This is a genomic window from Mycobacterium appelbergii (genome assembly GCF_032883035.1).
GTDB classification, from domain to species: Bacteria; Actinomycetota; Actinomycetes; order Mycobacteriales; family Mycobacteriaceae; genus Mycobacterium; species Mycobacterium appelbergii.
Genome location: NZ_JAMQTH010000011.1, coordinates 197617 through 218537 on the forward strand (window position 1 = coordinate 197617; position 20921 = coordinate 218537).

Here is a 20921-nt window from a genome sequence, read left to right on the forward strand (position 1 = left end):
GTGAGCAGCATTCCGGCCGCTGAGGATGTCCTGGATCCCGGCGAGGTCGTCTACGACCTACCCGCCGTTGCCGAATTTCTCGGCATCCCGGTCACCAAGGTCCACCAGCAATTGCGTGAAAACCATCTGATCGCCGTCCGCCGGGACGGTGTCGTGGTGGTGCCGAAGATCTTCTTCGACGACAACGGGCACGTGATGAAGGCGTTGCCGGGGCTGCTGGTGGTGCTGCGCGACGGCGGATTCAACACCACCGAGATCATCCGCTGGCTGTTCACGCCCGATCCGTCGCTGACGATCACCAGGGACGGGGCGCCCGAGGGCCAGGCCAATGCGCGCCCGGTCGACGCGCTGCGTTCACATCAGGCCCGTGAAGTGGTCCGCCGCGCCCAGGCTATGGCTTACTGACCGCACCGCCTTCGGGCTCCGGCACCTTGTAGAGCGAATACCATGCCACCGCGGCACAGGCCGTGGTGAGCAGGACGTGCGCCCATGAGTACATGCCATGGGCGCCATCGGGTTTCCACATCACCATGATCCAGGTCGAGAATCCGGCGATCGCGGCGATGGCGGGGCGGGTCTGGATCAGTGCAGCGGCCACGGCCAGCGGCCAGGTGTAGTACCACGGCAACGCTGCGGGCACGAACAGCACCACGACTGCCATTGCCAACGCGATACCCGTCAGGGCTTCGCGATCGGTGTGGCGGTACCGCCACCACAACAGCGGCAGCGCGATCACGATGACGGCGATGCCGATGATCCGGGCCACCTCAAGCACGGCGTAGAAGTTGACCGGGAAGATCAGGCCGCCAAAGACATTGATGAGGTTCGATGCTGCGGTGGGCACGGTGAGCCAGTTGATGATCTTGACCGAGCCGGCCAGCGCGGTCAGCCAGCCCAGGCCCACCCCCGCCAGCCAGGACAGCACCGCGAACACCGCCACGAAGATCAGTACCGAGGCCGCGGTGGCGCTGGCGAACGCTCGCACTCCGGACATGCTGCGGCGTTCTCGCAGCTGCCGCATCCACACCCAGACCAGGAACGGGAGAGCCAGGCCGGCAGTGGCTTTCACCGCTACCGCCGCGGCGATCAGGCCGGCGCCCCAGGCGGGGTGGCGATCGAAGGTGAGCGCGATACCGGCCATCATCAGCCCGACCATCAGCATCTCGTTGTGTACGCCGCCCATCAGGTGGATGATCACCAGTGGGTTGAGTACACAGATCCACAGTGCGGCAGCACCACTGGTACCGACATGGCGGGCCACCCGCGGTGCTGCCCAGATCAGCAGGGCCAGTCCGGGCAGCATGCACAGTCGAAGCAGCATGGTGCCTGCGACGACGTCGTCTCCGACCAGTATGGTGACGAACTTCGCCACCAGGATGAAGGCCGGGCCGTACGGCGCGGTCGTCGTGGTCCAGATCGGGCTGACGTCCTCCAACAACGAATTCGGGTTGTCCACCGGGCCGACCACATAGGGGTCGAATCCATCGCGTAGCAGCGCGCCCTGGGCGAGATACGAGTAGGTGTCCCGGCTGAACAGCGGAACGCTCAGCAGCAGTGGCGCCAGCCAGATGCCGGTGGTCGCCACCATCGTGTACTCGGTGGCGCTGCGGTCGATCACGCGGCGGCCCAGCCACAGCCAGGCGATCAGCATCAGCGCGACCCCGGCCCACAACAGCACCGACGACAGCACCAGACCGTGGCCGAACCGGAGCCACGACAGGTGCAGGGATTCCAGTAACGGGTCATGCAAACGGGTGCTGCCCGCGCCGAGCCCGCCGATGGTCAGCAGTGCCGCCCCCAGGCATCCCAGGCGTGCCTGCCGTGCCTCGGCCGAGACCGTGAACGAGGCGAAGCGCGAGACATGTTGTACCAGGCCGGTTTCCGAGGACTGGGTGGGGTTCGAGGTTGTCATGCTCCTATGCCGACCGGTTAGCTGCCAATCGGGCGAGTTCGGACAGGCCGGACTTGGCGTCGTCGTGGACCGGCGCGGCGGCCAGCACGTCGAGGGCGCGGCGGGTGAGCATCTCGATGTGGTCCTCCACGGCGGTCAACGCGCCGACCGATTCGATGGCCTGGCGCAACTCGCGCACCTGCGGATCGGACAGCTCGGTGCCGATCGAGGTCCGCAGCAGTTCGGCGGCCGCCGGATCGGATTTGTCGGCCAGCTCAAGCGCCTCGGCGAGCAGCACCGTGCGCTTGCCGGATCGTAGGTCGTCCCCGGACGGCTTACCGGTCACCGCGGGATCGCCGAAAACGCCCAGCACGTCGTCGCGCAACTGAAATGCGACCCCGAGGTCGTTGCCGACCCGGTGGAAGATCTCCTGGACGTCCGGACGGTCCGCAGCCGCAGCGGCACCGAGCTGCAGGGGCCGGGCGATCGTGTACGAGGCGGTCTTGTAGGTGTTGACGTTCATCGCCGAGGCCACCGATTCCGCGCCGCTGGATTCGGCGACGATGTCCAGATACTGACCGCCGAGCACCTCGGTGCGGATGTGAGCCCAGACCTGCTGGACCCGCCGGTGCGCGTCGACCGGTAGGTCCGCGCAGGCCACGACGTCGTCGGCCCAGGCCAAAGCCAGATCACCGAGCAGGATTGCCGCGGAGAGGCCGAACTGTTGGGAGGACCCGCGCCAGTTCTGCGCGCGGTGCCGCTCGGTGAACAGCCGGTGCACCGTGGGCAGGCCGCGGCGGGTCGCGGAGTCGTCGATCACATCGTCGTGAACCAGAGCGCAGGCCTGCAGCAGCTCGAGGGCGGCGAACAGTCTCAAGGCGTCGCCGTCGGCGGCCGCGTCGGCCGGGTCGACCACCGCCCGCCAGCCCCAGTAAGCGAAGGCGGGGCGGAGTCGTTTACCGCCGCGCAGGACGAATTCCTCGAGCGCCGCGGTCAGCTCCGCATACTCGGTACCGATGTAGGCGCAGTCTCGACGACGCTCCCGCAGGTATTCGCGCAACTGGTCGGTGACGGCGCTGGCCAACTCGACGGTTGACGGTGCCGCTGCATCCACGCTCAGCGCCCGCCCCTTTCTATGTCTGCTGCATGACCCCCGAGTGGGTCCAGCCTAAAGCGTGCCACCGGTCGGCGATCCCTCAGTCGTTGGAGGCGGCGGGCTCGCCGGGTTTGGGGGAGCGGTCCCGACTGGTCCAGGCGAGTGCGCCGATGACACCGGCGACAAGGAAGGCACCGACCACCAGCCAGATGGCCGCGGTGGTGAACGAACGGGCGCTGGGATCGGTGTAACGGGCCTGGGCGTTCATCGTGCTCACCACGCCGGGTCGTAGCTTCCATTCGACGATCGAGGAGCTGACCTGGTCGCCGTTGGTGGAAGTCACTTCGCCCGGAAACGAGACCGTCAGCAGCACGTCGGCTTCCGGATCGCTCAGCGAGGTCAGATCGACGCGGCCTTCCAGGATCACCAGGTCGCCCGCCCGGCGCAGCGAAATGTCGACGCCGGCCGCATCGCGGTTCATGGACGCCAACTGCGGGAGTTCGGAGAACGAGAGGTCGGAGAACACCGCCTGTGACCCGACGTAGTCGTCGCGGCTGTACTCCGAGACCGCCACCTTGGTGGCGAACGGCACATTGTTGAGTAGCTGTGGACCTTTGTCGTCGGCGTCACGCGGCTTTGCCGCGGCGATGATCTGGCCGGACACCCGGTCGTCGGGGGACACCGTGATGGATGCCCGCACGCGGACACAGCCGACCGCCATCGGCAGGATCAGCAGCAACATCGCCAGCGCCAGCAGTCGGGATCGACGGTGTCTGGATTGCCCGGTGCGCACGAGGTCATCGTGCCAGATGAGCGCGCCCGTATCGGACGGACGCCTCACAGTGGCAGTGCGCGTCCCAGGATGGCGAATGGCCGCGGGTCGCCGGCGAAGTGATAGCCCCGGATGATGTCGGTGAACCCGAGGCGCCGGTACAGCCGCCAGGCCCGGTTGGATTCGCCGGTGATCTCCGGGGTGGAGAGCAGGACGTGGGATTCGCTGCGGCCGGCCAGTAGCCGCCTGGCCAGCGCCTCGCCGAGTCCGCCGCCCTGAGCACGCGGTTCGATGTGCAGCTCGGTGAGTTCGAAGTAACTGCTCATCAACTCAGCGATGCGGCCCGGTGTGGTGCCCATCTGACGCAGGCCGCCGACGACCTGTTGCTGCCACCACTGATCGGGCGCCCCGCAGTAGCCGTAGGCGATGCCGAGAATTGGGGCGGTGGCCAGGTCGGCGCTGTTCGGTGGGGTGCCTGCCCCGTTTTCAGGGCCGGGGATCTCGACGGCGGCGACGCCTTTCCAGCCCTGGCGGCGGGTGTGTTCGAGCCACAGTGACGCGCGTTGTTGCTCGGTGCCGCGCGGATAACGCATGGCGGCCACGTACACCCGCAGCGCGTCGGGTAGCCGGAGTTGCATAGCATCCGGCGACAGATCGATGAGATACGTCGCCAATTCTGGTGCCTTCCCCGAGCCACGGTGTGTCCGAACCCATTATCGAAGCCATTATGGAGTGGCGGGCGGTCAGTCCCGCCCCCGGCGAACGACCTACAATCGACAGTGAACTAGGTGGTACGCCTCGGATCGACCTCGTATCATTAGTGTCAGGTGCCCGTACTTGCGGGCATACACCGGTTTTGAACTACCCCGACGGCCGCGTCGGCAAGGAGGGACGAATGCCACTCTCCGATCATGAGCAGCGCATGCTCGATCAGATCGAGAGCGCGCTCTATGCCGAGGATCCCAAGTTCGCGTCCAGCGTCCGAGGTGGGACTCTACGCGCGCCGTCGGCGCGGCGCAGGCTGCAAGGAGCAGCGTTGTTCGTGGCCGGTCTGGCAATGCTGGTTGTCGGCGTCGCAGTGAAGGCCACAATGATCGGAGATTTTCCGATCTTGTCCGTAATCGGCTTCGTGGTGATGTTCGCTGGTGTGGTGTTCGCCATAACCGGCCCGCGCGTAGCCGGCGGCCGTGACCGTTCCGCGCCGGAGCCCGGTGCGCCGCGGCAGCGTCGCCCACGCGGTGGTTCGTTCACCAACCGGATGGAGGATCGCTTCCGTCGCCGGTTCGACGAGTAGGCCGGTAGCGGTTCCGGGGTAGCCCTCACGGGCTACCCCTTTTTTTGTGCCGACGGCCGCCTCGGCGACACGCCGAGGCGGTGCCCAGCGCACTGTTGTGGGCCGGGTGACCGACGGTTGCGTGGCCGCGGCGCCCATTCCCGCCCCACTACGCCCCACCGCAGGCTGGCCGCCGTCGACCTGCGGTTTTGCGTGAAATCGTGCGAGAAAAACGCCGTGGGCACGCTTCTGCACGGACTTTTTGGGGGCCGTGGTGGGGAGAATGACCGAACTGATGACATCAAATGGAGCAAAGTGGGGGATCGTGGGGTAAAGTGGCGCCCAACGGGGAATCCGGAACCCCGTTCGGAGAGCAGAAGCGAAGCGACTCGGACTCCGACCGAGGAGCGGGAGGTGGCCAGATGTTTCTGGGTACCTACACGCCCAAGCTCGACGACAAGGGGCGGCTCACGCTGCCCGCCAAGTTCCGCGACGCACTGGCAGGAGGGTTGATGGTCACCAAGAGTCAAGATCACAGCCTTGCCGTCTACCCGCGTGACGAGTTCGAGAAGTTGGCCAGGCGCGCATCGCAGGCATCGCGGAGCAATCCGGAGGCCCGGGCGTTCCTGCGGAACCTGGCTGCGGCAACCGATGAGCAGCACCCCGACGGGCAGGGCCGGATCACCCTGTCGGCCGACCATCGCCGCTACGCGAGCCTGTCCAAGGAATGCGTGGTGATCGGCTCGGTCGACTACCTGGAGATCTGGGACGCCCAAGCCTGGCAGGAGTACCAGCAGATGCACGAAGAGAACTTCTCCGCGGCTACTGATGAAACCCTGCGCGACATCATCTGATCCGACTACCGATCGGCACGCCCGTGCAGCGTGGCCCTTGCCCGAATCGGCCCTGGCGTACTTCCCCAACGCCAGGTCCGGCAACTCGGACAGGGACCTCGATGCAGGGGCGGCCCCAACCGGAGGAGTTGGAGTGGCTCAGGACTCTGGGGATCAGCGCGATCACGGGCATATCCCGGTCCTGCTGGATCGCTGCGTACAGCTGCTGACCCCCGCGCTCACCAGGCGCCACAGTGACGGCACCGATGCCGTTCTGGTCGATGCCACCCTCGGTGCAGGCGGGCATTCCGAGCGTTTTCTGACCGATCTCCCTGGCTTACGGCTGATCGGCCTGGACCGGGATCCCAATGCACTGGCCATCGCCGGCGAGCGGCTCGCCCCGTTCGGTGAACGGGTGAGCCTCGTCCGTACCCGCTACGACGGCATCGCCGCGGCAATCGCCGATTCGGGTCACTCCCACATTGACGGCGTGCTGTTCGACCTCGGGGTGTCGTCGATGCAGCTGGACCAGGCGCAGCGCGGATTCTCCTACTCCACCGACGCGCCGCTGGACATGCGGATGGACCCGGACGCGCGATTGACCGCCGCCGAGATCCTCAACACCTACGACGCGAAGGCCATCGCCCGGGTGCTGCGCGATTTCGGCGACGAACGTTTCGCGGGCCGGATCGCGGACAAAGTCGTTCGCCGCCGTGCCAAGCAGCCGTTCGCCACCACCGGTGAGCTGGTCGAGCTGCTGTACGAGGCGATCCCCGCCCCGGCGCGCCGTACCGGAGGTCATCCGGCCAAGCGCACATTCCAGGCACTGCGTATCGCGGTCAACGGAGAGCTGGATTCACTGCGTGCGGCGATGCCTGCGGCGCTGGCCGCGTTGCAGCGCGGTGGCCGCATCGTGGTGATGGCCTATCAGTCGTTGGAGGACCGGATCGTCAAGACCGCGTTCGCCGCCGCGACGGCATCACGAACCCCGCCTGGCCTTCCCATCGAACTTCCCGGCCATGAACCCGAGTTCGTCGCCCTGACGCGCGGTGCCGAGCGGGCCGACGAGCAGGAGATAGATCGCAATCCACGTAGCGCCCCGGTGCGGCTGCGAGCACTTGAAAAGGTTGGGGGAAGGGGCAACTCATGAAGGTCAAGCAACCCACGCCGATGCGCGACGGCGACCGCAGAGCGGGGAAGCGGCAGCCGGCGCGGGCCGGGCAGCGGCGCGGTACCGAGGCGCCCCCGCGCAAACGCAGGCCCAACCCCGAGCAGCGTCCGGTGCGCCCGGCGCCCAGGACCGGACCGATTCCACGGCCCAGGAGCGGCCCCGCCCGTCCCAAGAGTGCGAGTCAGGCCAAGGCCAGGGCGAAGGCGCGGAAAGCCAAGGCCCCCAAGATCGTCCGCCCGCCATTGCGCGAGCGGTTGCTGGTCAGACTCGCCTCGATAGAGCTGAATCCGCGCGCGCTGATCGCCAGGGTCCCGTTCGTGGTGCTGGTGATCGCCGCACTGGGTCTCGGCCTGGGGGTCACGTTGTGGCTGTCGACCGGATCGGCAGAGCGGTCCTATGAATTGGGCCACGCCCGTCAGACCAATCAGGGTTTGTTGCAGCAGAAAGAGGCACTGGAACGCGACGTGCTCGAGGCGCAGGCCGCTCCAGCGCTGGCCGAGGCCGCGCGCAATCTCGGCATGATTCCATCGCGCGACACCGCGCACCTCGTGCAGGACCCCGGCGGCAACTGGGTCGTGGTCGGCACGCCGAAGCCGGCCGAAGGTGTGCCACCGCCACCGCTGAACACACCGTTGCCCGAAGAGGTGCCTCCTCCGCGCGCGGCGCCCCCGGCGCCCCGCGTGGTCGACCCGCGTGAAGTGACGGTGCGGATCCCGCAGGCCGGCGAGCCTGCGGTGGCGCTGCCCGGGGCGGTACCGATGCCCGGTGTGCCGCCGGTCGAGGTACCGCACCTGGCGACCGGGCCGCAGTTGCCCGCCCCGGCACCGGCCGCGCCCGCCCCGCCCGCGCCCGCTGAACCCGTGCCCGCTGAACCCGTGCCCGCTGAACCGGCGCCGGCGCAGGCCGCGCCGGGTGCAGCCACTCAACTGGCCGTCCCAGGGGTGCCCATCGCGCCCGGACCGACCACTGCGGTAGAACAGTTCACGCCCGCTGTCGACGCCGCCCCGGCCGCATGAGCCGCGGCGACACTCGCCGAGGCGAGTCCAAGCCGCAGCGGGTGAAGAAGGATCAGGCCGGCCAGGGGCATTCCGCCCGGATCCGGCGTACCCGTGTCGCTGCCACCGAAACCGGCTTGGGCAGCGCGTCATTCGTGTTTCGGCAGCGCGCGGGGAGTGTGGTCATCTTCGTCGTGCTGCTGATCGCCGGCGTGCAGCTGTTCATGTTGCAGGTGCCGCGCGCAGCGGGCTTGCGGGCCGAGGCCGCCAGCCAACTCAAGGTCACCGACATAGAACAGGCGTTGCGCGGCAGCATCGTTGACCGCAACAGCGACAAGCTGGCATTCACCATCGAAGCCAGGGCACTGACCTTCCAGCCGGTTCGGATCCGTAAGCAACTGGCCGAGGCCAAGGCCAAATCGCCGGAGGCGCCAGATCCGAACCGCAGGCTGTCCGAGATCGCGACCGCCGTGGCGGCCCGGCTGAACAACAAGCCCGATGCCAAGACCGTGCTGAAGAAGCTGAAAGGCAATGAGACGTTCGTCTATCTCGCCCGCGCGGTCGATCCGGCCATTGCCGACGCGATCACCGAGAAATACCCGGAAGTCGGTTCGGAGCGACAGGATCTGCGCCAGTACCCGGGTGGCTCGCTGGCGGCCAACATCGTGGGTGGTATCGACTGGGATGGTCACGGCCTGCTCGGGCTGGAGGACTCGCTGGATGCCTCGCTGGCCGGGTCGGATGGGTCGGTCACCTATGACCGGGGTTCTGACGGTGTGGTGATTCCGGGCAGCTACCGCAACCGCCATGACGCGGTCAACGGCTCGACGGTGCAACTGACCATCGATGACGACATCCAGTACCACGTGCAGCAGCAGGTGCAGATGGCCAAGGATGCGTCCGGGGCCAAGAACGTCTCCGCGGTGGTGCTCGATGCGAAAACCGGTGAGGTGCTGGCGATGTCGAACGACAACACGTTCGATCCCAGCCAGGACCTCGGCCGTCAGGAGAACCGGCAGATGGGCAACCTGTCGGTGTCGTCACCGTTCGAACCCGGTTCGGTGAACAAGATCGTCACGGCGTCCGCGGCCATCGAGTACGGATTGACCAACCCAGACGAGGTACTGCAGGTGCCCGGCTCCATCGACATGGGTGGGGTCACCGTGCGCGACGCGTGGAATCACGGTGTCATGCCGTACACAACCACGGGCGTGTTCGGGAAGTCGTCCAATGTGGGCACGCTGATGCTGGCCCAGCGGGTCGGGCCGGGACGGTTCTACGACATGCTCCGGCGGTTCGGGCTCGGGCAGCGGACCGACGCCGGGCTGCCCGGCGAGAGTTCCGGCCTACTACCGCCGATTGATCAGTGGTCAGGCAGCTCGTTCGCCAATCTGCCTATCGGGCAGGGGCTTTCGATGACGCTGCTACAGATGACCGGGATGTATCAGACCATCGCCAACGACGGGGTGCGGATCCCCCCACGGATCGTGAAATCGACCATCGAGTCGGACGGCACCCGTACCGACGAGCCGCGCCCCGAAGGGGTGCAGGTGGTGACGCCGGAGACGGCGCGCACCGTGCGGGGCATGCTGCGGGCGGTGGTGCAGCACGATCCGACGGGCATCCAGCAGGGCACCGGCTCGCAGGCCGGGGTCGACGGGTACCAGATCGCCGGTAAGACGGGTACCGCACAGCAGATCAATCCCGCGTGCGGCTGCTACTACGACGACGTCTACTGGATCACTTTCGCCGGGATGGCGCCGTCGGACGATCCGCGGTACGTGGTGGGAATCATGATGGACGCACCGCACCGGGCGGCCGACGGGAGCCCTGGATCGTCGGCGGCTCCGCTGTTCCACAACATCGCCTCCTGGTTGCTGCAGCGACAGAACATCCCGCTGTCGCCGGACCCCGGTCCGCCGCTGACTTTGCAGGCAACCTGACACCGTCGCGGGCGAGTTGGGCAGGGGTGGCGACAGGTTAGCGATGGGGTGGCGATGGGTACTGTGGCATGGCCATGAAGCCGCGTCCCAGCCATCCCGCCGGCGAATTCCTCGCGGTACTCGCCGGTCAGGTCCAGGCAGTGCCCGCCGCGGGTTCGACCCTGCCCGAAGTCAGGGTGACCGGCGTGACCTTGCGCGGTCAGGATGCTCTACCTGGGGATATGTTCGCCGCCCTGCCCGGCTCGACCGCCCACGGCGCCCGCTACGCCGAGGACGCGATCTCCCGGGGAGCGGTGGCCGTACTCACCGACCCGGCCGGGGTCAGCGAACTCGGGCACGGGCCCGCTGTTCCGGTGCTCGTGCACCCCGAGCCGCGCTCGGCGCTCGGCGAGTTGGCCGCCAGTGTGTACGGAAACCCCGCGGCGCGGCTGCGGGTCATCGGTGTCACCGGCACTTCCGGCAAGACCACCACCACCTATCTGGTGGAGGCCGGGCTGCGGGCCGCGGGCCGGATCGCCGGCCTGATCGGCACGGTCGGTGTCCGCATCGACGGTCGTGCTCTGCCGAGCGCACTGACCACCCCCGAAGCTCCCGATCTGCAGGCACTGCTGGCGGTGATGGTTGAACGCGGCGTCGACACCGTCGTCATGGAGGTCTCCAGCCACGCGTTGATGCTGGGCCGCGTCGACGGGGTGCGGTTCGCGGTCGGCGGATTCACGAACCTGTCCCGCGACCACCTGGATTTCCATCCCACGATGGCGGACTATTTCGATGCCAAGGCCCGGTTGTTCGATCCGAAGTCGCCGAATCATGCTGCCGCCGCGGTGATCTGTGTCGACGATGAAGCCGGGGTGGCGATGGCGTCCCGCGCCGCCGCGCCGGTCACGGTCAGCACCGGCAGTCACGAGGCGCACTGGCGCGTGCAGGACATCACCGTCTCCGGACCGGGTGCGCAGGAATTCACCGTGGTCGATCCCGCAGGCGTCCATCACGCCCTGGGCATCGGCCTGCCCGGCAGGTACAACGTGGCCAACGCCGCGCTGGCCGTTGCGTTGTTGGACGCCGCGGGGGTGTCACCCGAACAGGGCGCCCCCGGACTGCGCACCGCGACCGTGCCCGGCCGTCTGCAGGCGGTCGATCGGGGGCAGGATTTTCTGGCCCTGGTCGACTATGCGCACAAGCCCGGCGCGCTGCGGGCGGTGTTGGAGACCTTGCGGGCACAGACCACCGGTCGGGTGGCTGTCGTGTTCGGCGCCGGTGGCAACCGCGATGCCGGTAAGCGCGAGCCGATGGGACAGGTGGCGGCCGAACTGGCCGATCTGGTCGTGGTGACCGACGACAACCCCCGTGACGAGGATCCGGCGACGATCCGCGCCGCGATCATGGCGGGTGCCGCCGGTGCGGGTGGCGCCGCGGAGGTGGTCGAGGTCGGTGACCGGCGCGCGGCCATCGACCACGCCGTCGGCTGGGCCGCACCGGGTGACATTGTGTTGATCGCAGGCAAGGGTCACGAGACCGGCCAGACCTGTGGCGGCCAGACCCGTCCGTTCGACGACCGCGACGAGCTGGCGGCGGCACTGCAGGCAGGGGAGACGCGCGCGTGATCGAGATGAGCATTGCCCGGATCGCGGAGATCGTCGGCGGCGAACTCGCCGACATCACCGCTGACGACGCTGCCGCGACCCGGGTGACCGGCACCGTCGAGTTCGATTCCCGGGCCGTGGGCGCCGGTGGCCTGTTCCTGGCCCTGCCCGGGGCCCGCTCGGACGGACACGACTTTGCGGCCGCCGCGGTGGCCGCGGGTGCGGTCGCGGTGCTTGCCGCCCGGCCGGTGGGCGTTCCGGCCATCGTCGTGCCGCCGGATCCGGGGGGCGCCGCGTCGGCCTCGGGTGCGCTGGAGTTCGACCGCGACGGATCGGGTGCGGCGGTGCTGGCGGCACTGGCCCGGCTCGCCGCGGCGGTGGCCGCCGAGCTGGTGGCGGGCGGACTGCGGATCGTCGGGGTCACCGGCTCGTCGGGCAAGACGTCGACAAAGGATCTGCTGGCCGCAGTGCTGGCGCCACTGGGTCAGGTCGTCGCGCCGCCCGGATCGTTCAACAACGAGCTCGGTCATCCGTGGACGGTGCTGCGGGCCACCGCCGACACCGACTTCCTGATTCTGGAGATGTCGGCACGCCATCCGGGCAATATCGCCGCGCTGGCCGCGATCGCCCCGCCCTCGATCGCGGTGGTGCTCAACGTCGGCACCGCCCACCTCGGCGAGTTCGGTTCGCGAGAGGTCATCGCGAAGACGAAAGCCGAATTGCCGCAAGCTGTCCCGGCCTCAGGGGTGGTGATCCTCAACGCGGATGATTCGGTGGTGGCGGCCATGGCCGAGGTGACCGCGGCGCGGGTGGTGCGGGTCAGCCGCGCCGAAGGCGCCGACGTCTGGGCCGGTCCGGTCACGCTCGACGCACTGGCCCGGCCGCGGTTCACGCTGCACGGTGCCGGTGGTCAGACCGACGTCGCGCTGGCCGTGCACGGTGACCACCAGGTGTCGAATGCCCTCTGCGCGGCCGCGGTCGCTTTCGAGTGCGGCGCCGGCCTGGAGCAGGTGGCCGCGGCGTTGGCCGCGGCAGGCCCGGTGTCCAAGCACCGGATGCAGGTCAGTACCCGCGACGACGGTGTGACGATCATCAACGACGCCTACAACGCGAACCCGGACTCCACCGCGGCCGGGCTGAAGGCGCTGGCCGCCATCGCCCGCGACGCCGACGAGAAGCGACGCAGCTGGGCGGTGCTCGGTGAGATGGCCGAGCTCGGCGATGACGCGATTTCCGAGCACGACCGCATCGGCCGATTGGCAGTGCGCTTAGATGTTTCTCGACTCATCGTCGTCGGAACCGGGAGGTCGTTGAGCGCCATGCACCACGGGGCTGTCATGGAAGGTTCGTGGGGTTCGGAGGCCACCATGGTCGCTGACGCCGACGCCGCACTGTCGTTGCTGCGTGCTGAGCTGGCGCCGGGCGACGTGGTGTTGGTCAAGGCGTCGAAGGCGGCCGGCCTGGGTGCGCTTGCCGAGGTATTGGCCGCTCCGGTGGCAGGGAAGCTCGGCGGATGAGGCAGATCCTCATCGCCGTCGGCATTGCGCTGGCGGTGTCGATCCTGTTGACGCCGGCGCTGATCCGGCTGTTCACCAGGCGCGGGCTCGGCCACGAGATCCGTGAAGACGGCCCGGCCAGCCATGCCAAGAAGCGCGGCACGCCCTCGATGGGCGGTGTGGCGATCGTGGCGGGAATCTGGGCGGCCTACCTGGGCACCCACCTGGTCGGGGTGGCTCTCGGCGGCGAGGGTCCGTCGGCCTCGGGTCTGCTGGTGCTCGGGCTGGCCACGATGCTGGGCCTGGTCGGCTTCATCGATGACCTGATAAAGCTGCGGCGGTCGCGAAACCTGGGGCTGAACAAGACTGCCAAGACTGTCGGTCAGCTGACCGCCGCGGTGCTGTTCGGCGTGCTGGCCCTGCAGTTCCGCAACGGCGACGGTCTGACGCCGGGCAGCGCCGAGCTGTCCTATGTCCGCGAGATCGCCACCGTGACGCTGGCGTCATGGCTGTTCGTGGTGTTCTGCGTGGTGATCGTCAGTGCCTGGTCCAACGCGGTGAACTTCACCGACGGGCTGGACGGGCTGGCGGCAGGCGCGATGGCGATGGTGTGTGCGGCGTACGTCCTGATCACGTTCTGGCAGTTCCGCAACGCCTGTGCCACCGCTCCGGGCCTGGGCTGTTACAACGTGCGGGACCCGCTGGACCTGGCGATCATCGCTGCGGCCACGGCCGGTGCCTGCATCGGTTTCCTGTGGTGGAATGCCGCCCCGGCGAAGATCTTCATGGGCGATACCGGGTCACTGGCATTGGGCGGCATCATCGCCGGTCTGTCGGTGACCAGCCGTACCGAGATCCTCGCGGTGGTGCTCGGTGCGCTGTTCGTCGCCGAGGTGACCTCGGTGGTGGTGCAGATCCTGGCATTCCGGACCACGGGCCGTCGGGTGTTCCGAATGGCGCCCTTCCATCACCATTTCGAGCTTGTCGGCTGGGCCGAGACCACGGTCATCATCAGGTTCTGGTTGTTGACGGCGATCGCCTGCGGGCTCGGCGTGGCCCTGTTCTACAGCGAGTGGCTTGCCGCCGTCGGGGCCTGAGATGTCCGATCTGGCTCCGCTCACCGCCGGCGCGGCAGTGTTGGTGACCGGCGCGGGCATCACGGGCCGGGCGATCCTCGCCGCGCTGGCCCCTCTGGGAGTGACCGCGACGCTGTGCGACGACAAGGCGACGGCTTTACAGCCGTACGCCGAAGAAGGCGTCGCGGTCGTGGATCCGGCCACTGCGATTTCGGGCATCGCCGACTACCAGCTGGTGGTGACGAGTCCTGGGTTCCCGCCGAGTGCGCCCGTGCTGGCCGCGGCCGCGGCCGCCGGGGTGCCGATCTGGGGTGATGTGGAGCTGGCCTGGCGTCTCGACGCGGCAGGCCGGTTCGGGCCGCCGCGGCGCTGGTTGGTGGTCACCGGGACCAACGGCAAGACCACCACGACCTCGATGTTGCACGAGATGCTCGTGGCCGACGGCCGGCGCAGTGTGTTGTGCGGCAACATCGGGGACCCGGTGCTCGCCGTTCTGGATCAGCCGGCCGAGTTGCTGGCGGTCGAGCTTTCAAGTTTTCAACTGCACTGGGCGCCGTCGCTGCGACCCGAGGCCGGCGTGGTGCTCAACGTGGCCGAGGACCATCTGGACTGGCATGGCTCCATGGCGGACTACGCCCGCGACAAGGCCAGGGTGCTCGACGGTCGCGTCGCGGTGGCCGGGCTGGACGATCCGGTGGCGGCGGGGCTGCTCGATGCCGCCGCGGCACCTGTGCGGGTCGGATTCCGGCTGGGTGAGCCGGCCGACGGCGAACTCGGCGTGCGTGGCGGCAAGCTCGTCGACCGGGCGTTCGGTGCCGGTGTCGAGTTGGCTGATGTGGCCGATATCAGTGTGGCAGGCCCGGTCGGGGTGCTCAACGGCCTGGCCGCCGCGGCACTGGCCCGTGCAGTCGGGGTGGCCCCGGCGGCAATCGCGGCGGCGCTGGCATCATTCCAGGTCGGCAGGCATCGGGCCGAGTTGGTCGGGGTCGCTGACGGGGTGAGCTACGTCGACGATTCGAAGGCGACCAATCCGCACGCCGCGCAGGCCTCGATCACCGCCCATCCGCGCGTGGTGTGGATCGCCGGTGGCTTGCTGAAAGGCGCGCTCGTCGATGAGCTGGTGCAACAGGTGGCGAATCGCCTGGTGGGGGTCGTGCTGATCGGGCGCGACCGGCAGGTGGTTGCCGATGCGTTATCGCGACACGCGCCGGATGTCCCCGTCGTCGAGCTGGTGACGGGGGAGGATTCTGGGGTGCTTGAGACAAAAGGGTCAGCTGAGTCAGTTGTGAATCCTGTGACTCGTGTGATCGAGGTTGTCGATCAGCCGGTCTCCGAGGCCGTCATGGCGGCCGCGGTCGAGGCTGCTCGCGGCCTGGCCGAACCCGGAGATACCGTGTTGCTGGCCCCGGCCGGTGCGTCCTTCGATCAGTTCAACAGTTACGGGCATCGCGGCGACGTGTTCGCGGCGGCCGTGCGCGTTGCGACCGGGTAGCCGTGGTGGGCAACATTCTCACCCGGTTGCGCCGCGCCAACAGCGACAGCGCGATCGAGACAGCCGGCGGCACCTCGGAGGCGGCGGCCTCGGTGAAGGTGCCGCGGACGAAATTCGGGGCCTGGCTGGGCCGGCCGATGACGTCTTTCCATCTCATCATCGCGGTCGTGGCATTGCTGACCACGCTCGGCCTGATCATGGTGCTCTCGGCGTCGGGGGTGTACTCCTACGACTTCGACGGGTCGCCCTGGGCCGTGTTCGGCCGCCAGGTGATGTGGACCGTCGTCGGGCTGATCGCCTTCTATGTGGCGTTGCGGATGTCGGTCAAGACCCTGCGTCGGCTGGCTTTTCCGGGCTTCGTCTTGACCATCATCCTGCTGGTGATGGTGTTGATCCCCGGAATCGGCAAGGTGGCCAACGGATCCCGAGGCTGGTTCGTCGTCGCCGGGTTCTCCATGCAGCCCTCGGAACTGGCCAAAATCGCGTTCGCGATCTGGGGTGCGCACCTGCTGGCGGCCAGGCGGATGGAACGGGCCTCGCTGCGCGAGATGCTGATCCCGTTGGTGCCTGCCGCGGTGATCGCACTGGCGTTGATCGTCGCGCAGCCCGACCTCGGACAAACCATCACCCTGAGCATCATCCTGCTCGGCCTGCTCTGGTACGCGGGCCTGCCGCTGCGGGTGTTCGTGTCCTCGCTGCTGGCCGCGGTGTTGGCGGCCGGCGTGCTGGCACTGTCCGCGGGCTACCGATCCGACCGCGTGCAGTCCTGGCTGGACCCGGCGGCCGATTCGCAGGGCATCGGCTATCAGTCCAGGCAGGCTCGCTTCGCTCTGGCAAACGGTGGCATCTTCGGCGACGGGCTGGGACAGGGCACCGCCAAATGGAACTATCTGCCCAACGCGCACAACGACTTCATCTTCGCGATCATCGGCGAGGAGCTCGGCCTCGTCGGCGCTGCCGGTCTGCTGGCCCTGTTCGGACTGTTCGCCTACACCGGCATGCGGATCGCGCGCCGCTCGGCCGATCCGTTCCTGCGGTTGCTCACCGCAACCACCACGCTGTGGGTGGTCGGGCAGATGTTCATCAACGTCGGCTACGTGGTCGGGCTGCTACCGGTCACCGGCCTGCAGCTGCCGCTGATATCGGCGGGCGGATCGTCGCAGGCGACAACGCTTTTGATGATGGGGCTGATCACCAACGCGGCACGGCACGAACCCGAGGCGGTGGCTGCGCTGCGGGCCGGACGAGACGACCGGATGAACCGGATACTGCGGCTGCCGTTGCCCGAACCCTACGTTCCGACACGGCTGGAGGCGGTACGCGACCGGTTGCGCTCAAAGCCCGGCGCGGCCGTGGCCAAGCCCCCACGTAAATCCGATCGCAAACCGACCGCACCCAAACGGCGCAAACCCCGCCCGGCTGACGCGCCGGTCCGCCGGTCCGCCCGCGCTGGCGGCAAGCAGCCCGTAAAGGGTGGCAGGTCGTCGGTCGGATATGGTTCTGGCCAGCGTCATCAGGGCCGTCGGGCCCGCACATTGGAAGGTCAGCGTTACGGGTGAGCGGGAGTTCGACCTCTGCGGGGGGTAGCCGGCGACTGTCTGTCGTGTTGGCCGGAGGCGGGACGGCGGGACACGTCGAACCGGCGATGGCGGTCGCCGATGCGTTGCGCGCGCTCGATCCGAACGTGCGGATCACCGCGCTGGGCACCGCACGGGGGTTGGAAACCCGGCTGGTACCGCAGCGCGGTTATGACCTTGAGCTGATCACGCCGGTGCCACTGCCGCGCAAGCCCTCGGGTGATCTGGTCCGGCTGCCCATGCGGGTGCGCCGGGCGATCCGCCAGACGCGGTCGGTGCTCGCCGACGTCGAGGCCGACGTCGTGGTGGGTTTCGGTGGCTATGTGGCGTTGCCGGCGTATCTGGCCGCCCGCGGCGGGTTCACGCCCGCGGGGCGCAGGCGTGCGGTACCGGTGGTGGTTCACGAGGCCAACGCCAGCGCCGGCCTCGCGAACCGGGTGGGTGCCCGGTCCGCGAGTCGGGTCCTCTCGGCTGTGGCCGACCCCGGTCTGCGCAACGTCGAGGTGGTCGGGGTGCCGGTGCGGGAGGCGATCACCTCATTGGACCGTGCCGCCTTGCGCGCACAGGCCAGGGCGCACTTCGGCTTTGCCGAGGACGCCAAGGTGCTTCTGGTGTTCGGCGGTTCACAGGGCGCGCAGTCGATCAACCGTGCTGTCTCTGCCGCGGCAAAAGCCCTTGGCGCCGCTGGTATTTCGGTACTGCACGCACACGGCCCGAAGAACACGTTGGAACTGCCGCCACCAGAGGGCGCGCCGCCCTACGTTGCGGTGGGATACCTCGACCGAATGGATCTGGCCTACGCCGCAGCGGATCTGGCGATCTGTCGGTCCGGAGCGATGACGGTGGCCGAGGTGACCGCGATCGGGTTGCCCGCAATGTACGTACCGCTGCCGATCGGCAACGGCGAACAGCGGCTCAATGCCCAGCCGGTGGTCGCCGCGGGCGGCGGCATCCTCATCGACGACGCCGACCTCAGCGGCGGTGCTGTCGCAGATGCGGTTGTCGGCCTGCTCACCGACGATTCCCGGCTGTCGGCCATGACAGCGGCCGCGTCGCTGTCGGGGCACCGCGATGCCGCACGTCGCGTTGCCGAGGTTGCGCTGGATGTCGCCCGCTCGGCGCGCGACAGACGAGAGGTGCTGCGATGAACGGTAATTCGCTGCCTCCAGAGTTGCAGCGGGTACACATGGTCGGAATCGGGGGAGCCGGGATGTCCGGGGTGGCCCGGATCCTGCTCGACCGGGGCGGTCTGGTCTCCGGGTCGGACGCCAAGGAATCCCGTGGTGTGGTGGCCCTGCGCGCGAGGGGAGCCCAGATTCGCGTCGGCCACGACCCGTCCTCACTGGACCTGTTACCGGGAGGGCCGACCGCGGTCGTCACCACGCACGCGGCGATACCCAAGACCAACCCGGAGTTGGTCGAGGCACGCCGCCGCGGAATCCCGGTGATTCTGCGTCCGGTGGTGCTGGCCAAGCTGATGGCCGGATACACCACGGTGATGGTGACCGGCACCCACGGCAAGACCACCACCACCTCGATGCTCATCGTGGCCTTGCAGCACGGTGGTTTCGACCCCTCGTTCGCCGTGGGCGGCGAGCTGGGGGAGGCAGGCACCAACGCACATCACGGCAGCGGACATTGCTTCGTCGCCGAAGCCGACGAAAGCGACGGTTCCCTCCTCGAGTACACGCCGGATGTGGCCGTGGTGACCAACATCGAGGCCGACCATCTGGATTTCTTCGGCAGCGAACAGGCCTACACCGCGGTGTTCGACGCGTTCGTCGACCGCATCGCACCGGGCGGGACGCTCGTGGTGTGCACCGATGATCCTGGTTCGGCCGCACTCGCCGATCGAACAGAGGCGCTGGGTATCCGGGTGCTGCGCTACGGCAGTGCCGGGCCTGCCGACGCGGGGGACGATGAATCACCCGGGCTCGCGGGAACACTGCTGAGTTGGGAACAGCAGGGTACCGGTGCGGTGGCCCACACCCAGCTCGCAGGCGAGCCGCATCCACGGGCGATCCGGCTGGCGGTGCCGGGCCGGCACATGGCGCTCAACGCGCTGGCCGCACTGTTGGCTGCGCTGCAGGTGGGAGCAACGGCAGAGACCGTCCTCGACGGGCTGGCCGGATTCGAGGGTGTGCGCAGACGTTTCGAGCTGGTGGGTGTCACCCACGGCGTCCGGGTCTTTGACGACTACGCTCACCATCCCACCGAAGTGCGGGCCACCCTGGACGCGGCCCAGATCGTCGCGGACCAGACCGACGGTCGCGTGATCGTGGCCTTCCAGCCCCACTTGTATTCACGCACAGCGGCTTTCGCGCAAGACTTCGGGGGTGCACTGAGCCTGGCCGATGAGGTCTTCGTGCTCGATGTGTACGGCGCCCGGGAACAGCCGTTGGCCGGGGTCAGCGGTGCCACGGTGGCCGGACATGTCACCGCGCCGGTGACCTACGTGCCGGATTTCTCCGCGGTGGCCGCGCTCGTCGCGGCATCGGCGCGCCCCGGCGATGTCGTGCTCACGATGGGCGCCGGTGACGTGACGATGCTGGGCAGCGAGATTCTGACCGAATTGCAGATCAGGGCCAACCGCAGTGTTCCAGGACGGCCGGGGACGGGATCGTCGTGACCGAGCCGGGTCCTGACGGCTTGACCGAACCGGCTGGGCCTGATTCGCCGCCCGCGGCTGGGCCCGATTCGCCGCCCGCGGCGGAAACCGATTTCGAGGGACCCCGACGGCGCGCCCGGCGCGAACGCGAGGAACGGCGCGCGGCGCGCGACCGCGCCACGGCGATCGAGCAGGCCCGCCGGGAGGCCAAGCGCCGGGTCGACGGGAAATCGGCCGATGCACCGAAAACCGTTGCGCGAGGCACTCTCCGGGGCTTGAAGGTGCTGCTGTGGTCGGCACTGGCCAGCGTGTTGGCGGTGTCGCTGGGCCTGATCTTGTACTTCACCCCGATCATGTCCGCCCGCAGCGTGGTCGTCACCGGGTTGGCGGTGGTGACCCAGGACGAGGTGCTCGCGGCCGCCGCCGTTCCGCCCGACGAACCGTTGTTGCAGATCAACACCGACGTGATCGCCGAGCGGGTGGCCACCATCCGTCGGGTCGCCAGTGCCAGGGTGCAGCGGGAGTACCCGTCGACGTTGCGGATCACCGTGGTGGAACGGGTTCCGGTCGTGGTCAAGGACTACCCGGACGGCCCGCACCTGTTCGATCGCGATGGGGTTGATTTCGCGACCGCGCCACCGCCGAATTTGTTGCCGTATCTCGACGCGGACAATCCGGGGCCCAATGATCCGCCCACGCAGGCTGCGCTCGAGGTGATGCTGGCCCTGCCGCCCGATGTGGTGAGTCAGGTCGGTCGGATCGCCGCACCGTCGGTCGCCTCGATCACGTTGACGCTCACCGACGGTCGGGTTGTGGTGTGGGGCACCAACGATCGCACCGATGAGAAGGCCCTGAAGTTGGCGGCCCTGCTGACGCAGCCCGGCCAGACCTACGACGTCTCGAGCCCGGACCTGCCGACGGTCAAGTAGACCGGTCGCGGGCACGAGGAGCAATCGGGTCGAGCGAAATTGCCATGCGACGCGTCGGCGCGCCTGCCGCGATACCCCGCGTTGTCGCCCTACCGTTCTGTTTGCGCGGAACTACTTGACATAACTCTAAGCCTATGGTTGAGGTTGAGAGTTTGCAGAAGGAGGGTTCGGCGCCCATTAACGGCA

At 68.3% G+C, this 20921-nt stretch carries 18 protein-coding genes; 14 read left to right on the forward strand and 4 right to left on the reverse strand.

Annotation, left to right across the window (positions count from 1 at the left end; translation table 11 throughout):
* Nucleotides 1-405: an Rv2175c family DNA-binding protein gene (locus tag M1247_RS24755; protein ID WP_317159041.1), complete on the forward strand. Its 405-nt coding sequence runs from the start codon at nucleotides 1-3 to the stop codon at nucleotides 403-405.
* Here M1247_RS24755 and M1247_RS24760 read toward each other — a convergent pair.
* From M1247_RS24760 to M1247_RS24775, 4 genes are all read right to left on the reverse strand, one after another.
* The gene (locus tag M1247_RS24760; protein WP_317159042.1) at nucleotides 392-1912 is read right to left on the reverse strand and encodes an alpha-(1->6)-mannopyranosyltransferase A; all 1521 of its coding nucleotides are present in this window, start codon (nucleotides 1910-1912) and stop codon (nucleotides 392-394) included. The two genes, M1247_RS24755 and M1247_RS24760, sit on opposite strands and share 14 nt — an antisense overlap.
* Before the next feature lie 4 nt (nucleotides 1913-1916).
* Nucleotides 1917-3005, reverse strand: a complete 1089-nt coding sequence (idsA2, locus tag M1247_RS24765; RefSeq protein ID WP_317159043.1) for a bifunctional (2E,6E)-farnesyl/geranyl diphosphate synthase — start codon at nucleotides 3003-3005, stop codon at nucleotides 1917-1919.
* A gap of 82 nt (nucleotides 3006-3087) precedes the next feature.
* The gene (locus tag M1247_RS24770; protein ID WP_317159124.1) at nucleotides 3088-3729 is read right to left on the reverse strand and encodes an LppM family (lipo)protein; all 642 of its coding nucleotides are present in this window, start codon (nucleotides 3727-3729) and stop codon (nucleotides 3088-3090) included.
* A 95-nt stretch (nucleotides 3730-3824) separates the two neighbouring features.
* On the reverse strand, nucleotides 3825-4433 hold the full coding sequence (locus M1247_RS24775; RefSeq protein ID WP_317159044.1) for a GNAT family N-acetyltransferase: 609 nt from the start codon (nucleotides 4431-4433) through the stop codon (nucleotides 3825-3827).
* Nucleotides 4434-4654: 221 nt separating this feature from the next.
* Between M1247_RS24775 and M1247_RS24780 the strand changes: the two genes are divergently transcribed.
* The 13 genes from M1247_RS24780 (at nucleotide 4655) to M1247_RS24840 (ending at nucleotide 20735) form a co-directional block, all read left to right on the forward strand.
* Nucleotides 4655-5053, forward strand: a complete 399-nt coding sequence (locus M1247_RS24780; protein ID WP_317159045.1) for an SCO2097 family morphological protein — start codon at nucleotides 4655-4657, stop codon at nucleotides 5051-5053.
* A gap of 401 nt (nucleotides 5054-5454) precedes the next feature.
* On the forward strand, nucleotides 5455-5886 hold the full coding sequence (gene mraZ, locus M1247_RS24785; protein ID WP_317159046.1) for a division/cell wall cluster transcriptional repressor MraZ: 432 nt from the start codon (nucleotides 5455-5457) through the stop codon (nucleotides 5884-5886).
* Nucleotides 5861-7015 carry a 16S rRNA (cytosine(1402)-N(4))-methyltransferase RsmH gene (rsmH, locus tag M1247_RS24790; protein WP_317159047.1) on the forward strand — a complete coding sequence of 385 codons (1155 nt, stop codon included), beginning with the start codon at nucleotides 5861-5863 and terminating at the stop codon, nucleotides 7013-7015. The genes mraZ and rsmH overlap by 26 nt, the downstream gene beginning before the upstream one ends.
* Nucleotides 7012-8052 carry a cell division protein FtsL gene (locus M1247_RS24795; protein WP_317159048.1) on the forward strand — a complete coding sequence of 347 codons (1041 nt, stop codon included), beginning with the start codon at nucleotides 7012-7014 and terminating at the stop codon, nucleotides 8050-8052. The genes rsmH and M1247_RS24795 overlap by 4 nt, the downstream gene beginning before the upstream one ends.
* Nucleotides 8049-9974: a peptidoglycan D,D-transpeptidase FtsI family protein gene (locus tag M1247_RS24800; RefSeq protein ID WP_317159049.1), complete on the forward strand. Its 1926-nt coding sequence runs from the start codon at nucleotides 8049-8051 to the stop codon at nucleotides 9972-9974. The genes M1247_RS24795 and M1247_RS24800 overlap by 4 nt, the downstream gene beginning before the upstream one ends.
* Nucleotides 9975-10042: 68 nt before the next feature.
* Nucleotides 10043-11578 carry a UDP-N-acetylmuramoyl-L-alanyl-D-glutamate--2,6-diaminopimelate ligase gene (locus M1247_RS24805; RefSeq protein ID WP_317159050.1) on the forward strand — a complete coding sequence of 512 codons (1536 nt, stop codon included), beginning with the start codon at nucleotides 10043-10045 and terminating at the stop codon, nucleotides 11576-11578.
* Nucleotides 11575-13074: a UDP-N-acetylmuramoyl-tripeptide--D-alanyl-D-alanine ligase gene (locus M1247_RS24810; protein WP_317159051.1), complete on the forward strand. Its 1500-nt coding sequence runs from the start codon at nucleotides 11575-11577 to the stop codon at nucleotides 13072-13074. The genes M1247_RS24805 and M1247_RS24810 overlap by 4 nt, the downstream gene beginning before the upstream one ends.
* Nucleotides 13071-14150: a phospho-N-acetylmuramoyl-pentapeptide-transferase gene (mraY, locus tag M1247_RS24815; RefSeq protein ID WP_317159052.1), complete on the forward strand. Its 1080-nt coding sequence runs from the start codon at nucleotides 13071-13073 to the stop codon at nucleotides 14148-14150. Before M1247_RS24810 ends, mraY begins: the two co-directional genes overlap by 4 nt.
* Before the next feature lies 1 nt (nucleotide 14151).
* Nucleotides 14152-15621: a UDP-N-acetylmuramoyl-L-alanine--D-glutamate ligase gene (gene murD / locus M1247_RS24820; RefSeq protein WP_317159053.1), complete on the forward strand. Its 1470-nt coding sequence runs from the start codon at nucleotides 14152-14154 to the stop codon at nucleotides 15619-15621.
* 5 nt (nucleotides 15622-15626) lie between these two features.
* A complete protein-coding gene (gene ftsW, locus M1247_RS24825; protein ID WP_458695251.1) occupies nucleotides 15627-17180 on the forward strand; it encodes a putative lipid II flippase FtsW in 1554 nt (517 codons plus the stop codon).
* Nucleotides 17177-18346, forward strand: a complete 1170-nt coding sequence (gene murG / locus M1247_RS24830; RefSeq protein WP_317159054.1) for an undecaprenyldiphospho-muramoylpentapeptide beta-N-acetylglucosaminyltransferase — start codon at nucleotides 17177-17179, stop codon at nucleotides 18344-18346. The genes ftsW and murG overlap by 4 nt, the downstream gene beginning before the upstream one ends.
* Nucleotides 18343-19827, forward strand: a complete 1485-nt coding sequence (murC, locus tag M1247_RS24835; protein ID WP_317159055.1) for a UDP-N-acetylmuramate--L-alanine ligase — start codon at nucleotides 18343-18345, stop codon at nucleotides 19825-19827. Before murG ends, murC begins: the two co-directional genes overlap by 4 nt.
* Entirely contained in the window at nucleotides 19824-20735 is a 912-nt protein-coding gene (locus tag M1247_RS24840) for a cell division protein FtsQ/DivIB (protein ID WP_410506932.1), read from the forward strand. The genes murC and M1247_RS24840 overlap by 4 nt, the downstream gene beginning before the upstream one ends.
* Nucleotides 20736-20921 lie beyond the last annotated feature (186 nt).

What these genes read in the sequence shown, in the direction of transcription:
- M1247_RS24800 (WP_317159049.1), top strand. Translation starts at nt 8,049, where the DNA reads ATGAGCCGCGGCGACACTCGCCGAGGCGAGTCCAAGCCGCAGCGGGTG.
- M1247_RS24805 (WP_317159050.1), top strand. Translation starts at nt 10,043, where the DNA reads ATGGCCATGAAGCCGCGTCCCAGCCATCCCGCCGGCGAATTCCTCGCG.
- M1247_RS24780 (WP_317159045.1), top strand. Translation starts at nt 4,655, where the DNA reads ATGCCACTCTCCGATCATGAGCAGCGCATGCTCGATCAGATCGAGAGC.
- murD (WP_317159053.1), top strand. Translation starts at nt 14,152, where the DNA reads ATGTCCGATCTGGCTCCGCTCACCGCCGGCGCGGCAGTGTTGGTGACC.
- M1247_RS24795 (WP_317159048.1), top strand. Translation starts at nt 7,012, where the DNA reads ATGAAGGTCAAGCAACCCACGCCGATGCGCGACGGCGACCGCAGAGCG.
- rsmH (WP_317159047.1), top strand. Translation starts at nt 5,861, where the DNA reads ATGAAACCCTGCGCGACATCATCTGATCCGACTACCGATCGGCACGCC.
- mraY (WP_317159052.1), top strand. Translation starts at nt 13,071, where the DNA reads ATGAGGCAGATCCTCATCGCCGTCGGCATTGCGCTGGCGGTGTCGATC.
- M1247_RS24760 (WP_317159042.1), bottom strand. Translation starts at nt 1,912, where the DNA reads ATGACAACCTCGAACCCCACCCAGTCCTCGGAAACCGGCCTGGTACAA.
- M1247_RS24770 (WP_317159124.1), bottom strand. Translation starts at nt 3,729, where the DNA reads ATGTTGCTGCTGATCCTGCCGATGGCGGTCGGCTGTGTCCGCGTGCGG.
- murC (WP_317159055.1), top strand. Translation starts at nt 18,343, where the DNA reads ATGAACGGTAATTCGCTGCCTCCAGAGTTGCAGCGGGTACACATGGTC.
- mraZ (WP_317159046.1), top strand. Translation starts at nt 5,455, where the DNA reads ATGTTTCTGGGTACCTACACGCCCAAGCTCGACGACAAGGGGCGGCTC.